General features: G+C 72.8%; 12 protein-coding genes. All 12 read right to left on the reverse strand.

The annotated features are described in order from the left end of the window. Positions 1-1,791, reverse strand: a 1,791-nt coding sequence (locus BN1056_RS11430) for a primosomal protein N' family DNA-binding protein (RefSeq protein ID WP_210581347.1), incomplete at its 3' end; no start/stop codon positions are given. Positions 1,792-1,814: 23 nt separating this feature from the next. Beyond that, entirely contained in the window at positions 1,815-3,026 is a 1,212-nt protein-coding gene (gene metK, locus BN1056_RS11435) for a methionine adenosyltransferase (RefSeq protein WP_210581349.1), read from the reverse strand. A 64-nt stretch (positions 3,027-3,090) separates the two neighbouring features. Beyond that, entirely contained in the window at positions 3,091-4,338 is a 1,248-nt protein-coding gene (locus tag BN1056_RS11440; RefSeq protein ID WP_244671683.1) for a class I SAM-dependent methyltransferase, read from the reverse strand. 217 nt (positions 4,339-4,555) lie between these two features. After that, positions 4,556-5,908 (reverse strand): bifunctional phosphopantothenoylcysteine decarboxylase/phosphopantothenate--cysteine ligase CoaBC, encoded by a 1,353-nt coding sequence (gene coaBC / locus BN1056_RS11445; RefSeq protein WP_210581460.1) that lies wholly within the window; start codon positions 5,906-5,908, stop codon positions 4,556-4,558. A gap of 32 nt (positions 5,909-5,940) precedes the next feature. Further along, on the reverse strand, positions 5,941-6,348 hold the full coding sequence (gene rpoZ / locus BN1056_RS11450) for a DNA-directed RNA polymerase subunit omega (RefSeq protein WP_073332023.1): 408 nt from the start codon (positions 6,346-6,348) through the stop codon (positions 5,941-5,943). Between the two features lie 96 nt (positions 6,349-6,444). Further along, entirely contained in the window at positions 6,445-7,020 is a 576-nt protein-coding gene (gene gmk / locus BN1056_RS11455) for a guanylate kinase (RefSeq protein ID WP_073332021.1), read from the reverse strand. Between the two features lie 28 nt (positions 7,021-7,048). Beyond that, entirely contained in the window at positions 7,049-7,930 is an 882-nt protein-coding gene (gene pyrF, locus BN1056_RS11460; protein WP_210581353.1) for an orotidine-5'-phosphate decarboxylase, read from the reverse strand. After that, entirely contained in the window at positions 7,927-11,253 is a 3,327-nt protein-coding gene (carB, locus tag BN1056_RS11465) for a carbamoyl-phosphate synthase large subunit (RefSeq protein ID WP_210581355.1), read from the reverse strand. Before carB ends, pyrF begins: the two co-directional genes overlap by 4 nt. Further along, positions 11,253-12,566: a glutamine-hydrolyzing carbamoyl-phosphate synthase small subunit gene (gene carA, locus BN1056_RS11470; RefSeq protein ID WP_210581357.1), complete on the reverse strand. Its 1,314-nt coding sequence runs from the start codon at positions 12,564-12,566 to the stop codon at positions 11,253-11,255. Before carA ends, carB begins: the two co-directional genes overlap by 1 nt. Continuing rightward, positions 12,563-13,888, reverse strand: coding sequence for a dihydroorotase (locus tag BN1056_RS11475; protein WP_210581360.1), 1,326 nt, complete (start codon positions 13,886-13,888; stop codon positions 12,563-12,565). The genes carA and BN1056_RS11475 overlap by 4 nt, the downstream gene beginning before the upstream one ends. Beyond that, positions 13,885-14,889 carry an aspartate carbamoyltransferase catalytic subunit gene (locus tag BN1056_RS11480; RefSeq protein ID WP_210581362.1) on the reverse strand — a complete coding sequence of 335 codons (1,005 nt, stop codon included), beginning with the start codon at positions 14,887-14,889 and terminating at the stop codon, positions 13,885-13,887. Before BN1056_RS11480 ends, BN1056_RS11475 begins: the two co-directional genes overlap by 4 nt. After that, positions 14,886-15,476, reverse strand: coding sequence for a bifunctional pyr operon transcriptional regulator/uracil phosphoribosyltransferase PyrR (pyrR, locus tag BN1056_RS11485; RefSeq protein WP_073332009.1), 591 nt, complete (start codon positions 15,474-15,476; stop codon positions 14,886-14,888). The genes BN1056_RS11480 and pyrR overlap by 4 nt, the downstream gene beginning before the upstream one ends. Between the last annotated feature and the right edge of the window lie 113 nt (positions 15,477-15,589).

The raw sequence follows: 15,589 nt of genomic DNA on the forward strand, positions 1-15,589 counted from the left end.
CCGCCAGGCGGGCGGCAGGTGCAGCTGGGCGCGTTCGGCCAGCTCGCGGCGGGCGAATCCCGCGTGGTCCCAGCGCACCAGGGCCTGCGCGGCCACCGGGTGCGGGCGGCCCAGCAGCACGACGGCGGCGTCGGGGTGGGCGAGTACGGCCGCGTTGGTCCACTGGCGCATGGCCTCGCTGGCGGCACCGAGATCGGGGCGGGAAGACAGGGCGGCCCCGTCCAGCAGCAGCACCGCCCAGTAGCCGCCGTCGGCCACCGGCTCCGCGCCCGGGGTGGCGATCACCAGGCGCGGGCGGGCATCGACGCCGGCGATCACGCCGTGGTCCTCCCGCGCCCCTGAGGTGACCACGGGGACGCCCGGGAAGGCGCGCCCCAGTTCCTCGGCGGTGCGGGTGGTGCCCACATGCACCATGCGCAGGCGGGTGTGGCCGCACTCCGGGCAGGTCCAGTTGGCGGTGTTCCGCCCGCACCAGCGGCAGGTGACGGTGCCGTCGCGGCCCAGGGCCAGGGGGCCGGAGCACACCGGGCAGCGGGCCACGCTGCGGCAGCGGGCACACGCCACCAGAGGGGCGTATCCCCCGCGCGGCACCTGCACCAGGGCGGGGCCGCGTCGCAGTGCCTCGCGCAGCGCGCGGTGCGCGAGTGACGGGATGCGGGCGGCGCCGGAGGCCCCCTCCGCCTCCAGTTCGGGAGCGCCGGGCACCTGCACGCGGGCGACGGCGGCGCGCATGGTCTCCCGGTGCGCGTGCAGGTCGGTGGCCCAACCCTGCTCGATGTAGGCCTGGGCCTCCACCGAGCGGGAGTAGCCGGCGATCAGCAGGCCCGCGCCGGACAGGCCCGAGCGCAGGGCCAGCACCGTGCGGGCGTGAATGTAGGGGGCGCGCGGCTCATCGAGCCGGTCGTCGCCGTCGTCCCAGATGACGGCCAGGCCGGGATTGTGCACCGGGGCGAAGGCGGCGCCGCGCGTGCCCACCACCACCCGGGCACGGCCGGTCAAGGCCCGCAGGAATGCCCGGTAGCGGCGGGCGGGCCCGTGCTCGGCGGACAGGGTGACCACGGCCTCCCCATCCAGGGCGTCGGTGAGTGCGGCGGCCACCGCCTCGGCCCGTTCGGTGGTGGCGACGATCACCAGTACGCCGCGGCCTCCGGCGAGGGTGGCGCGAGCGGCGTCGGCCACCAGTCGGGTCCAGTTGGCCACCAGCCCGGGACGCCCCGGCAGGGCGGTCCACACGGCCCGGGGGGCCTGACCGGCGGCCAGGCGCTGCAGGAATGCGGGCCCGCCGGCGTAGGCCGCCCAGGCGTCCGCCGGGGGCGGCGACCAGTGGGGGGCGGCCGGTGCGGGGCGATCGCGTTCGTCCCGCTCGGTGGTGGCGTGCCGGGCGGGCACGGCCAGCCGGATCACGTCGGAACGCACCCCGGCGGTGCGGGCGGCCACCGCCTCGACCAGGCGCATGGTCTCGGGGTTGAGCACCGGCAGGTCGGAGACCACGCGGCGGATTGGGGCCAGTCGGCCGGGGTGGGTGGTGGTGTCACCGCGCTCCCAGACCCAGCCGTGCAGGTCCTGGCGCCCGAAGCGGACCACCACGCGAGTCCCGACGGCGGCGGCCACATCCAGTTCGGGGGGAACCAGGTAGTCGAACAGGCGGTCCAGGTGGGGCACCGCGGTTTCCAGCAGGACGCGTGCGACCGGCTGGGACACGCCGGCACCGGCCACCCGCCGGGTGGCGGTGGCGGGGGCGTCCAGGAGCACGCCCTGTGCGGGCGCGCCCGCGGTGACGGCGTCGCCCATGGCCTCCTCCCCGACCCGCGCCGTCAGCAGGCCGCGCGCAGCGCGTCGGCCCGGTCGGTGTTCTCCCAGGTGAAGCCTGGCCGCCCGAAGTGGCCGTAGGCGCTGGTGGCGCGGTAGATCGGACGCAGCAGGTCCAGGTCGCGCACGATCGCGGCCGGACGCAGGTCAAACACCTGCTTGATGGCGGCGGTGATCTTGCCAACGGGCACGGTCTCGGTGCCGAAGGTCTCCACGTACAGCCCGACCGGGTGGGCGGAGCCGATGGCGTAGGCGATCTGCACCTCGCAGCGCTCGGCCAGGCCGGCGGCGACCACGTTCTTGGCCACCCAGCGCATGGCGTAGGTGCCCGACCGGTCCACCTTGGAGGGGTCCTTACCGGAGAAGGCGCCGCCCCCGTGCCGCGCCATGCCACCGTAGGTGTCCACGATGATCTTGCGTCCCGTCAGGCCGGCGTCCCCGGCGGGGCCGCCGATGACGAACTGGCCGGAGGGGTTGACCAGGATGTCGGCGTCGGCGGTGGCGAGCTTCAGGCCCTTGGCCTCCTCCGCCTCCAGCACCGGGCGGATCACCTCGCGGGTGATGGCGTCGGTGAGGGCCGGGCGGGTGCGGTCGGGATCGTGCTGGGTGGAGATCACCACCCCGTCCAGCGACACCGGGGTGTCGCCGTCGTAGCCGATGGTGACCTGCGTCTTGCCGTCGGGGCGCAGGCCGTCGACGATGCCCTGCTTGCGCACGTAGGCCAGGCGCTCGGCCAGCCGGTGGGCCAGGTGGATGGGCAGCGGCATCAGCTCGGCCGTGTCCGTGCAGGCATAGCCGAACATGAGCCCCTGGTCGCCGGCCCCCTGGAAGTCCAGCGGGTCTAGGTCCCCGGTGTCCTCGCGCACCTGCAGGGCCTTGTCCACGCCGGCGGCGATGTCCGGAGACTGCTGGCCGATCGACACCGACACCCCGCAGGACGCACCGTCGAAGCACACCTCGGAGGACGTGTAGCCGATGGAGACGATCTCACTGCGCACGATGTCTGGAATCTCCACATAGGCGCTGGTGGTCACCTCACCGGCCACATGCACCAGGCCGGTGGTCACCATGGTCTCCACCGCGACGTGCGCGGCCGGGTCCTGGGTGAGGATCGCGTCCAGGATCGCGTCGGAGACGCGGTCGCAGATCTTGTCCGGGTGTCCCTCGGTGACGGACTCGGAGGTGAACTGCCGCAGGGAGTTCGTCTTACGTGCCATATGTGTTGTGGTCCTTGCTGGTCGGTGGGTGCGGGGGCGTGGGTGAGTCGAGTGGTTGCGCGTCTCAGGCGTCCCACCAGGGACGCAGAGGATACCAGTGGCCGCCGGCGTCCTCACCCGGGCGGACGGCCAGGAACTGGTGGATCTGAATGTTGTTGCGCTCAAAGTTCCAGCGGGCGCCGGCCATGTACAGGCCCCACAGGAGCGCGGTCTGGGAGCCGCCGGACTCGACGGCCTCGTCCCAGTGGGCCTGCAGGTTGCGGCACCAGTGCTCCAGAGTCAGCGCGTAATGCTGGCGCAGGTTCTCCGCATGCACGATCTCCAGGCCGGCGTCGTGCAGGTGGGTCATCACCACGCCGGGGGCGGCGAGTTCGCCGTCGGGGAAGATGTAGCGGCCGACGAAGGCGCCGGCGCCGTTGCGTTGGTTGGCGTCGCGCCGGGTGATCTGGTGGTTCAGGAGTCGTCCGCCGGGGCGCAGCAGGGAGAACATGGTGCGGAAGTACTCGTCGTAGTGGCGCACGCCGACGTGCTCCATCATGCCCAGCGAGCAGATGCCGTCGAAGTCGCGCTCCGGCACTTCCCTATAGTCCATGACCCGTGCCTGCGCCAGGTCATCCAGCCCCTCACGGGCGAGCCAGGCGTTGGCCCAACGGGCCTGCGGCTCGGACAGGGTCACGCCGATGGCACGGATACCGCGGCGGGCGGCGGCGACCAGCACCGAACCCCAGCCGCAGCCGATGTCCAGCAGCCGCTGCCCGGCGGCCAGATCCAGTTTGTCCAGCACCAGATTGATCTTGCGGCGCTGCGCGTCCTCCAGGGATGTGTCCGGCGAGTCGAACAGGGCGCAGGTGTAGGTCATGGACGGGCCCAGCACCAGCGAGTAGAAGCGGTTGGACCGGTCGTAGTGGGAGGAGACCGAGTCCTTGTCTGCCGTCTCGGTGTGGGGGCGCGCGCCGGCCAGGGCGCGGCGCCAGGCCGGCGGGGTCTCGATCTCCGGCACCTCGGGGCGGTGCAGTCCCTCGTGACGCAGCAGCCGAGAAATGGTGCGCATGCCCGCCGGAGTGGGGCGGCGCAGGTGCTCCTTGCACGCCTGCAGGCTGTCGAAGGCGGCATAGGGGTTACCCGGTTCAACGCCGGACGCGATCAGCTCGCCGGTTATGTAGGCGCGGGCCAGGCCGAGGTCCCCGGGGGCGGTGACGAGGTAGTTCAGGGCGCGCGGCGACTTGACATGCAATTCCAGGCCAGCGTCGCGCGGGCCGACGGCGGAACCGTCGTAGGCGGTGATCCGCAGGGGCAGCGGGGGCGTGGTCACCGCCTTCACCATGTCGGCCACAGTGGGGGTGCTCGTCCCGTTCCTCGTCATGCAGGTCACTTCCGTGCGCGTTGCAGCTAGGGCGGGGCCTCGCGCGGTGCCCCGCCCGCTCATCGTATGACCGCGTCAGCGGCGCCTGAAGCGCTGGGGCGGGATCGGATGCGGAAACGGCCGTGAGAAACAAGACGCCGGCGGCGGCCCCAAGGCGCGGGGATGGTCAGACGGAGGGACGCCGGCTGTTAAGGCGGGCGGCGATCAATTCCACCAGCGCCTCGGCGACCTCCTGCTTGGTCCCCTGCGCTCGGGCGACCTCCGTACCGCCCGCGTCCAGGACGACGACGGCGTTCGGCACGTCGCCGAAGCCCTGGTCGGTGCCGACGGCGTTCACGGCCAGCAGGTCGGCCCCCTTGCGGCGGGCCTTGGCGGCACCATGCGCCAGCACATCGCCATCCGCGTCCCCGGTCTCGGCGGCGAAGCCCACCACCAGGGTGTGTTCGCCGTCCTGGCGCGGCGGGTCGGTGACCAGGCCGGCCAGGATGTCGGGGTTCTCCACCAGGGGGATGACCGGCGCCGCCTGCCGTACCGGCTCGCCCGTGCCGCCGGAGGCGCGCAGTGAGTGCTTCTTGAGCTTGGTGTCGGCCACCTCGGCGGGCCGGAAGTCGGCGACGGCGGCAGCCATGACCACGGCGTCGGCGTCCGCGGCGGCGGCGCGCACCGCATCACGCAGCTCCATGGCGGTGGTGACCGGCACGATGTCAACCTGGGGCGGCAGTTCTGCCAGCACTCCCGGCTCCGCGTGCGCCGACACGACGGTGACGCGGGCGCCGCGGGCGGCCGCAGCGGTGGCGATGGCGCAACCCTGCCGGCCCGAAGAGCGGTTGCCGAGGTAGCGCACCGGGTCCAGGGGCTCGCGGGTGCCGCCGGCGGAGACGACCACGTGCCGGCCGGCCAGATCACCCGGGGCACCCGCAGCTGCGGCTGCCGTGTCCCTGGCGGCGTCGAGCGCGGCCAGGGCGCGGGCGACGATCTGCTCGGGCTCGGGCAGGCGTCCGGCCCCGTAGCCGGAGCCGGTCAGGGGGCCCGCGTCCGGGTCGATGATGGTCACGCCGCGCCGGCGCAGGGTGTCCACGTTGTGGCGGGTGGCCGGGTGGTTCCACATTTGGGTGTGCATGGCCGGCGCCATCACCACCGGCGCGGTGGTGGTCAGCAGGGTGGCGGTGAGCAGATCGTCGGCCCGGCCGGCGGCGGCCCGGGCCAACAGGTCCGCGGAGGCGGGGGCCACCAGCACCAGTTCGGCCCACTCCCCCATCTGTACGTGCGCGACGGCGGCGGCGTCGTCGAAGACCCCGGACTGCACCGGCGCGCCGGTCACGGCCGCCAGCGCCGGGGCGCCGATGAAGCGCAGCGCGGCCGCCGTGGGCACGGTGCGAACCTCGTGTCCGGCCGCGCGCAGCAGCCGGATGATGGACGGGGCCTTGTAGGCGGCGATGGAGCCGGACACCCCCACGACGATGCGCCGCGCCCGGGGCGCGTGTGCGTCCCGGGCGCGGGTGGTTTGCGGGTTCACGATAATCCTGATCGGTGACGCGGCCCGTGGGGCCGTCAAAACTGGATGTCGTCCAGGCCGGTGGCGGTGCCCGGCTCGTCCTGGCCACCCAGGTCGATCGGCGCGTCCAGCGAGATGTCGGAGAACATGTCCTCCTCGGCGGCGCGGCGGGCCGCCTCGGCCTCGGCGCGCCGGGCGCGGGCCTCATCCCCGGAGATGACCTGGAGCTTGTCCTCGGCGACCTCGCGCAGGGCGATGCTCAGGGCCTTCTCCTCGTTGTCGGCCTCCACCAGGGGGCCGAAGTACTCGAACTGGTTGTCCTCCAGCTGCTGGTTGTAGCTGTTGATCTGCCGGGCGCGCTTGGCGGCCTCCACCACCAGCCCGTACTTGGAGTCGACCTTCTCCAGGAGGTCGTCAATGGGAGGGTTGGTGATTCCCTCGGGGTCGGCAGAGGTTCCGAGCATGTGCTTGTCTCCCAATGTGTTCTGGTACCGGATCGGGTGCGTGCCTGGCCGGATGCGTGCACACCCGGCGCATCACCGCACCGCAAGCACCCTAGTTTAGCGGCTCAGCCCGAGCACGTCCTCCAGCTCATCCGTGGCACGTGCCACGGTGTCGTTGACAATGGTGCGGTCGAACTCGTCGGCGGCGGCCAACTCCACCCGGGCGGTTTCCAGCCGGCGAGCGCGCTCGGCCGGGTCCTCGGTGCCGCGCCCGGCCAGGCGGGAGACCAACTCCTCCCAGCTGGGCGGGGCGATGAAGATCAGCTGTGCCTGCGGCATGGAGGCGCGCACCTGCCGGGCGCCGGCCAGGTCGATCTCCAGCAGGGCGGGGCGGCCGGCGTCGAGCTGCTCCTGCACCGGGCGGCGGGGGGTGCCGTAGCGGTGGGTGCCGTGCACCAGCGCCCACTCCAGCATTTCGCCGGCCGCCACCAGGCGGTCGAATTCGGCATCGGAGACGAAGTGGTAGTGCACGCCGTCGCGCTCACCGGGGCGGGGGGCGCGGGTGGTGGCGGACACCGAGACGAACAGGTCGGGGTGGCGACGCCGCAACTCGGCGACGAGCGTGCCCTTCCCCACGGCGGTCGGCCCGGCAATGACGGTGAGGCGGGCGGGCGGCACCTGGGCTGCGGTCATGGGCACATCATGCCTTCTTCTGCGCCCTTCACGCGCGCAGGGCGGCCGCGGCGTCGGCGGCCGCCCGGGCGGCGGCCCGGCGCAGCTGCGCGGGGTCGGGGCCGGCACCCAGCACGCCGCGGGAAGACGAGGCCAACACATGGGCGCGGGCGGGTCCGAAGACCGCCTGCAACTCGGGCGCGCCGGCCCCCTGCGCCCCCACGCCGGGCGCCAGCAACGGGCCGCCCGCGGCCAGCAGGTCCAGGTCCAACTCGCGCACGGCGTCGCCCACGGTGGCGCCGACCACCAGGCCCACGCTGCCGAGCTCACCGGCGGCACGGGCGGCCGCGTTGGAGGCGGCCGCGCCGGCGACCACCTCGGTGGCCACCGCCCGCCCCGAGGCGGTGCGGGCGTGCTGCACGGCCGCACCCTCCGGGTTGGAGGTCAGCGCCAGCACGAACACGCCCCGCCCGGTCGCCGCGGCCGCCTGAAGCGCGGGCGTCAGCGAGCCGTAGCCCAGGTACGGGGAGACGGTGATCGCGTCGGCGGCCAGCGGGGCCCCGTCCGCCAGGTAGGCCTGGGCGTACCCGGCCATGGTGGAGCCGATGTCCCCGCGCTTGACGTCCAGGATGGCGGGCGTGCCCGCCCGCCGCAGGGCGGCGAGCACCTCCTCCAGGACGGCAATCCCCGCCGAGCCGTGCCGTTCGAAGAAGGCCGACTGCGGCTTGACGGCCGCCACCCGCCCGGCCAGGGCCTCCACCACGCGCAGGGAGAAGTCCCGCAGTCCGGCGGGCGTGTCCGGCAGACCCCAGGCGTCCAGCAGGGCGGCGTGCGGGTCGATGCCCACGCACAGCGGGCCGTGGGCATCCATGGCGGCGGCCAGACGCACGCCGAAGGGCAGCCGCCCGGCGGCGGGGGGCTGCGCGCTCATGCGTCCACCTTCGCGGCGTCGCGGCGCCGGGACCGGTCGGCGTCGTGCTGCTGCAGGCTGCGCACCCGGAAGGGGCCCGCCAGCTGTGCCTCCAGCGCCTGCACCGCCGCCTGCAGCTCCTGCACGGTGGTGATGATCGGCTTGTCGGCGCTGGTGGTGGCGGCACGGATGGAGTAGCCGTCTGCGCGGGCGCCCTGGCCCTTGGGGGTGTTGATCACCATGTCGATGGCGCCGGACTCGATCAGGCCGACGATCGTCTGCTCGCCGTGGGCGCCCTGGCCCTGGCTCACCTTGCGCACGGGCGTGGCGCTGATGCCGTTGCGGCGCAGCACCTGGGCGGTGCCGGCGGTGGCGTAGATCGTGAACCCCAATTCGGCCAGGCGGGCGACGGGCAGCACGATGGCGCGCTTGTCCCGGTCGGCGACGGACACGAACAGGGCGCCCTCACTGGGTAGGCCGCCGTAGGCGCCGTCCTGCGACTTGGCGAAGGCGCGCGGGAAGTCGACGTCGAAGCCCATGACCTCGCCGGTGGAGCGCATCTCCGGGCCCAGCACGGTGTCCACCACCCGGCCCGACGGGGTGCGGAACCGCTTGAACGGCAGCACCGCCTCCTTCACGGCGATCGGGTCCAGCGGGTCGGTGATCGCGGCGTCGTGGGCGGGCAGGTGGCCGGAGGCCTTCAGGGAGGCGATGGACTCGCCGGCCATGAGCAGGGCGGCGGCCTTGGCCAGCTGCACGCCGGTCGCCTTGGACACGAAGGGCACGGTGCGGGAGGCGCGCGGGTTGGCCTCGATCACGTACAGGGTGTCGGAGACCAGGGCGTACTGGATGTTGATCAGCCCGCGCACCCCCACCCCGGCCGCGATGGCCTCGGTGGAGCGACGGATGCGGGCGATCTCCGTGTCGGACAGGGACATGGGGGGCAGCACGCACGCGGAGTCGCCGGAGTGGATGCCGGCCTCCTCGATGTGCTCCATGACGCCCCCGAGGAACAGCTCGGTGCCGTCGTAGAGAGCGTCGACGTCGATCTCGATGGCGTCGTCGAGGAAGCGGTCGATCAGCAGGGGGCCGTTGGCGTAGGCGCCGCCGGCCTCCGCGGAGGCACGGGAGAGGTAGTCGACCAGGCCAGCGCGGTCGTAGACGATCTCCATGCCGCGCCCGCCCAGCACATAGCTGGGTCGCACCAGCACCGGGAAACCGATCTCCGCGGCCACGGCCAGGGTCTGCTCGTCGCTCAGGGCGGTACCGTGGGCGGGCGCCGGCAGGCCGGCCCGCTCCAGCACGACGCCGAAGACCTCCCGGTCCTCGGCGGCGTCGATCGCCTCCGGGGTGGTGCCCAGGATGGGCACGCCCGCCGCCTTCAGCCGGGCCGCCAGGGACAGGGGGGTCTGTCCGCCCAGCTGGACGATCATGCCGGCCACCGGGCCGGCCGCCAGTTCCGCCTCGTAGACCTCCATGACGTCCTCGAAGGTCAGCGGCTCGAAGTACAGGCGGTCGGAGATGTCGTAGTCGGTGGAGACGGTCTCCGGGTTGCAGTTGACCATGACCGTGTCGTAGCGCGCGGACAGGGCCATGGTGGCGTGCACGCAGGAGTAGTCGAACTCGATGCCCTGGCCGATCCGGTTGGGGCCGGCGCCCAGGATGATCACGGCCTCCCGTTCGCGGGGGGCGACCTCCGTGGTCTGGTCGTAGGTGGAGTACAGGTAGGGGGTGTTGGCGGCGAACTCGGCGGCGCACGTGTCCACCGTCTTGTACACCGGCCGCAGCCCGAAGGCGTGACGCACCTCGCGCACCGTCTCCTCCCCGATACCGCGCAGGGAGGCGATCTGCGCGTCGGAGAAGCCGTGCCGCTTGGCCCGCCGAAGCAGCTCGGCGGTCAGTGCCGGTGCCGCGCGCATCTCCTCGGCGATCTCCTGCAGCAGGAACATCTGGTCCAGGAACCAGGGGTCGATCGCGGTGGCCTCGAACAGGGCCTCCATGGTGGCGCCGCCGCGGATCGCCTGCTGCAGGTCCACCAGGCGGTGCTCGGTGGGGGTGCGCAGCGACTCGATGAGTTCGGGCAGCTGCTCGGGGGTGGGGGCGGGGCCGTCCCAGTGGAACACCGAGCCGGACTTGTCGATGGAGCGCATCGCCTTTTGCAGGGCCTCGGTGTAGCAGCGGCCCAGGGCCATGGCCTCCCCCACCGACTTCATGGTGGTGGTCAGGGTGGGGTCGGCGCCGCGGAACTTCTCGAAGGCGAAGCGCGGCACCTTGACCACCACGTAGTCGACCGCCGGCTCGAAGGACGCAGGGGTGGAGCCGGTGATGTCGTTGGGGATCTCGTCCAGCGTGTAGCCGATGGCCAGGCGGGCGGCGATCTTGGCGATGGGGAAGCCGGTGGCCTTGGAGGCCAGCGCGGAGGAGCGGGACACGCGCGGGTTCATCTCGATGACGATCACGCGGCCGGTGTTGGGGTGGACGGCGAACTGGATGTTGCAGCCGCCGGTGTCCACGCCCACCTCCCGGATGACGGCGAAGGCGATGTCTCGCAGCCGCTGCAGTTCCCGGTCCGTCAGGGTCAGGGCCGGGGCGATGGTGATGGAGTCGCCGGTGTGCACGCCCACGGGGTCGACGTTCTCGATGGAGCAGACCATCACGCAGTTGTCGACTTGGTCGCGCATGACCTCCAGCTCGATCTCCTTCCAGCCGAGGATGGACTCCTCCAGCAGCACCTCGGTGGTGCGGGAGTCGGCCAGGCCCTGCCCGGCGATGCGCTCGAGGTCCTCGGCGTTGTAGGCGAAGCCGGAACCGAGCCCGCCCATGGTGAAGGAGGGGCGTACCACCACGGGGTAGCCGCCGAGCGCCTCCACTCCGGCGTGGCACTCCTCCATGGTGTGGGCGATGACGCTGCGGGCCACCTCGGCGCCGCAGCGCTCGACCACCCGCTTGAACTCCTCGCGGTCCTCGCCGGCGTTGATGGCGTCGGCACGGGCGCCGATCAGCTCCACGCCGTACCTGTCCAGCACGCCGGCCTCCACCAGGCTCATGGCGGTGTTCAGAGCGGTCTGGCCGCCGAGCGTGGGCAGCAGCGCGTCGGGACGCTCCTTGGCGATGATGGCCTCGATGACCTCCGGGGTGATGGGTTCGACGTAGGTGGCGTCGGCCATGTCCGGGTCGGTCATGATCGTGGCCGGGTTGGAGTTGACCAGGATGACGCGTACGCCCTCGGCGCGCAGCACCCGGCAGGCCTGGGTACCGGAGTAGTCGAACTCGCAGGCCTGGCCGATGACGATCGGGCCGGAGCCGATGACCAGAACGGAGGAGATGTCGGTACGGCGGGGCATCAGGCGTTCTCCTCGGTGTCGGTGGCGGGGGCGGTGGTCGCGGCGGCGACGCGGTGCTCGTGCATCATGCGTATGAAGCGGTCGAACAGGTGCTCGCCGTCGTGTGGGCCGGCGGCGGCCTCGGGGTGGAACTGGACGGAGAAGGCGGGCAGGTCCAGGGCGCGCAGGCCCTCGACCACGCCGTCGTTGAGGTCGATGTAGCTGACCTCCACGCGGCCGTAGCGCCCGGAGTCGAAGGGGGCGGTGGAGGGGCCGTCGGTGGGGGCGTCGACGGCGAAGCCGTGGTTGTGGGAGGTGATCTCCACCCGGCCGGTGGCGCGGTCCAGGACCGGCTGGTTGACGCCGCGGTGCCCGTAGCCGAGCTTGTAGGTGCCGTAGCCGAGCGCCCGGCCGAAGATCTGGTTACCCAGGCAGATACCGAAGAAGGGGATGCGCGCGTCCAGGACGCCGCGCAGCAGGGCCACCTCCTTATCGGCGGTGCCGGGATCGCCGGGGCCGTTGGAGAAGAAGACGCCGTCGGGCTGCAGGGCGCGTATCTGCTCCAGGGTGGTGGACTGCGGCAGCACGTGCACGCGCACACCGCGCTCGGCCAGCTGCCAGGGGGTGCGGGCCTTGATGCCCAGGTCGATGGCGGCGACGACGGCGACCGGCTCCTGGCCGGCGAACTCGCCGCTGGGCTCAACCACGTAGGCCTCCGTGGTGGTCACCTCGGCGGCGAGCGCCTGGCCGGCCATGGCCGGGGCGGCGCGCACGGCGCTCAGGCAGGCCTCCAGGGCCGCCTCGGAGGGGGCGGAACTGGGATGCTCGGCGAAGCCGTCGGGCAGGGCATCGCCGGAGAAGATGCCGGCGCGCATGGCGCCCCGTTCGCGCAGGTGCCGGGTCAGGGCCCGGGTGTCCACCTCGCAGATGCCGACCACGCCGTAGGTGACCAGGTCGGACTCGAGTTCGCGGCGGGCCCGCCAGGAGGAGGCGCGGCGGGCGGGGTCGCGTACCACGAACCCGGCTACCCAGATGCGGTCGGATTCGCCGTCCTCGTCGTTGACGCCCGTGTTGCCGATGTGCGGGGTGGTCATGACCACGATCTGCCGGTGGTAGGAGGGGTCGGTGAGGGTCTCCTGGTAGCCGGTCATGCCGGTGTTGAAGACGATCTCGGCGACCGTGGAGCCGGTGGCTCCGTAGGAGCGGCCCACCAGGGTGTAGCCGTCCTCCAGGACCAGCAGCGCCGGGGTGCGCTCGATCGGCGCGCCGGCGGGCAGGGCGGGGCTGGTGAAGCCGCCGTACGCAGCCGGGGTCGCGGGGTTGGGGGCGCTCATGCATGCTCCTTCGGTTCGTTCTGCTCGACGGGCCGGCCGGCCAGCACGGTCGGGCGGCCATGCAGGAAGGTGGCCATGACCTGTCCGGGCAGTTCCATGCCGGCGTAGGGGGTGTTGCTGGAACGGGTCCACTGGGCGTCCGGGTCCACCACGCGGCGCACGCTCGGGTCGACCACCGTCAGGTTACCGGGCTCGCCGGCGGCCAGTGGACGACCCTGGTCGTCCAGGCGGCCGATGCGGGCGGGCGCCTCGGACAGCACCCGGGCCACGTCGCGCCAGGTCATGCGGCCCGGCTCGACCATGGTGGCGATGATGATCGGCAGCGCGGTCTCCAGGCCGGTCATGCCGAAGGCGCCGGCCTGCCACTCGCAGTCCTTGGACTCGCGCGGGTGGGGGGCGTGATCGGTGCCGACCACGTCGATGGTGCCATCGGCGAGCGCCGCCCGGACGGCCTCCACGTCCTCGGCGGTGCGCAGCGGCGGGTTCACCTTGTACAGCGGCGAGTAGGTGCGCGCCTTCTCGTCGGTGAGCAGCAGGTGATGGGGGGTGGCCTCGGCGGTGACGTCGATGCCGCGGGCCTTGGCCCAGCGGATGATCTCCACGCTGCCGGCGGTGGACAGGTGACACACATGCAGACGAGAACCGACATGCCCCGCCAGCAGGACGTCGCGGGCGATGATCGACTCCTCGGCGACGGCGGGCCAGCCGGCCAGGCCGAGCTCGGCGGAGACGCGACCCTCGTGCATCTGGGATCCCTCGGTCAGGCGGGGGTCCTGGGAGTGCTGCGCGATCACGCCGTCGAAGGACTTGGCGTACTCCAGGGCGCGGCGCATGAGCACCGGGTCGGATACGCACTTGCCGTCGTCGGAGAAGACACGCACGCGGGCGGCGGAGTGGGCCATGGCGCCCATCTGGGACAGGTGCTCGCCCTTCAGCCCCTCCGAGACGGCGCCGACGGGGTGGACGTCCACCCAGCCGGCCTCGTTGCCCAGGCGCAGCACCTGCTCGACCACGCCGGCGTTGTCCTGCACGGGGGTGGTGTTGGCCATGGCGAACACGGCGGTGTAGCCGCCGACGGCGGCGGCGCGGGTGCCGGTGTAGACGGTTTCGGCGCTCTCTCCGCCGGGCTGGCGCAGGTGGGTGTGGATGTCCACGAGCCCGGGCAGCAGCACCAGGCCGGCCAGGTCGTCGTGGCGGTGGGTATCGGTGGGGGCCTGGGCGACGGCGTCGGGGCCGATGGCGGCGATCGTTTCGTCGATGACGAGGACGTCGGTGGGGTCCTCGCCGTAGGGGCGGACCCCGGGCAGGAGGTGGGCGGTCACAGCTGGTTCCCTTCGTCGGCGAGGAGCAGGTAGAGGGCGGCCATGCGCACGGAGACGCCGTTGCCGACCTGCTCGACCACGCGCGAGCGGGGGGCGTCGGCGGCGTCGGCGGTGATCTCCAGGCCGCGGTTCATGGGCCCGGGGTGCATGACGATGGCGTGCTCGGGCATGGCGGCGCGGCGCACCGCGCCGAGCCCGTAGCCGCGGGAGTACTCCCCGGGGCTGGGGAAGTAGCCGCCGCCGGCGGCGCTCATGCGCTCGCGCTGTACGCGCAGCATCATTACGGCGTCGGGCTCGACGGCGGCGATGGCGGCGTCGAAGTCGTAGGACACGTCGCAGGGCCAGTCATCCATGCCCACCGGCAGCAGGGTGGGCGGGGCCACCAGGGTGACGTGGGCGCCCAGGGTGGTGAGCAGGTCGACGTTGGAGCGGGCCACGCGCGAGTGCAGCACGTCGCCGACGATGATGACGCGGGCGTCTTCAAGGTCGCGGCCGCGGGGGGCGGGGCTACCGTCGCCGGCGCGGGCGGAGCCGGAGGCCGGCCCGCCGGGGGTGTACCAGCGGCGCAGGGTCATGGCGTCCAGCAGTGCCTGAGTGGGGTGCTGGTGGGTGCCGTCGCCGGCGTTGAGCACGGGCACGTCGATCCAGCCGGCGTGGGCCAGCAGGTGGGCGGCGCCGCAGGCGGAGTGACGCACCACCACGGCGTCGGCGCCCATGGCCATGATGGTCTGGGCGGTGTCCTTCAGCGACTCCCCCTTGGACACGGAGGAGCCCTTGGCGGAGAAGTTGATGACGTCGGCGCTCAGCCGCTTGGCGGCGGCCTCGAAGGACAGCCGGGTGCGGGTGGAGTCCTCGAAGAAGAGGTTCACCACGGTCTTGCCGCGCAGGGTGGGCAGTTTCTTGACGGCGTGACGCTGGGTGGCGGCCATGGCCTCGGCGGTGTCGAGCACCATCACCGCCTCGTCGTGGGACAGGTCCTTGGCGGACAGCAGGTGCTTCATCGGGTGGCCTCCTGGGTCGCAGCATCGACGATGGTGACGGCGTCGGCGGCGGCGCCGAGTTCCGTCAGGGACACGACCACCTTCTCGTTGCGGGAGGTGGGTAGGTTCTTGCCCACGTAGTCGGCGCGGATGGGCAGCTCGCGGTGGCCGCGGTCGACCAGCACGGCCAGTTGCACGGCGTCGGCGCGGCCGATGGCTCCCAGGGCGTCCAGGGCGGCGCGGATCGTGCGGCCGGAGAAGAGCACGTCGTCGACCAGGATGACGGTGCGGCCCTCGAGGCTCTCCCCCGGGATGCGGGTGGGCTGGGGCACGCGGATCGGGTGGCGGCCGAGGTCGTCGCGGTACATGGTGATGTCCAGGGTGCCGACCGGTGGGGCGCCGGCGGGGTCGTCGTCCTCCTTGGCGGCGACCTCCAGGGCTGCGGCCAGGCGCTGGGCCAGCGGGACTCCCCCGGAGGGGATGCCGAGGAGCACCAGATTGCTGCTGCCGCGATTGCGCTCGAGGATCTCGTGGGCGATGCGGACGAGGGAGCGCTGGATCTCGGCGGCGCCGAGGATCTGCTTCCCGGTGGACTGTGCTGCGGCCACGGTGCGTGGACCTCCTTCTCCGCCTCACTGGACGGGCTTCAAGGATGTCGTTCGGAGCGATGTTAGCGCAGCGCCTCGACCGGTGCGGCCGGCGTCCACCCGGTGAACGTCGG

The organism is Actinomyces succiniciruminis, from assembly GCF_900002405.1.
Taxonomy (GTDB): domain Bacteria; phylum Actinomycetota; class Actinomycetes; order Actinomycetales; family Actinomycetaceae; genus Actinomyces; species Actinomyces succiniciruminis.

Bases quoted from the DNA above. Each gene is read 5' to 3' on its own strand.
- carA (WP_210581357.1), bottom strand. From the start codon at position 12,566: ATGAGCGCCCCCAACCCCGCGACCCCGGCTGCGTACGGCGGCTTCACC.
- gmk (WP_073332021.1), bottom strand. From the start codon at position 7,020: ATGACCGCAGCCCAGGTGCCGCCCGCCCGCCTCACCGTCATTGCCGGG.
- metK (WP_210581349.1), bottom strand. From the start codon at position 3,026: ATGGCACGTAAGACGAACTCCCTGCGGCAGTTCACCTCCGAGTCCGTC.
- carB (WP_210581355.1), bottom strand. From the start codon at position 11,253: ATGCCCCGCCGTACCGACATCTCCTCCGTTCTGGTCATCGGCTCCGGC.
- BN1056_RS11480 (WP_210581362.1), bottom strand. From the start codon at position 14,889: ATGAAGCACCTGCTGTCCGCCAAGGACCTGTCCCACGACGAGGCGGTG.
- rpoZ (WP_073332023.1), bottom strand. From the start codon at position 6,348: ATGCTCGGAACCTCTGCCGACCCCGAGGGAATCACCAACCCTCCCATT.
- pyrF (WP_210581353.1), bottom strand. From the start codon at position 7,930: ATGAGCGCGCAGCCCCCCGCCGCCGGGCGGCTGCCCTTCGGCGTGCGT.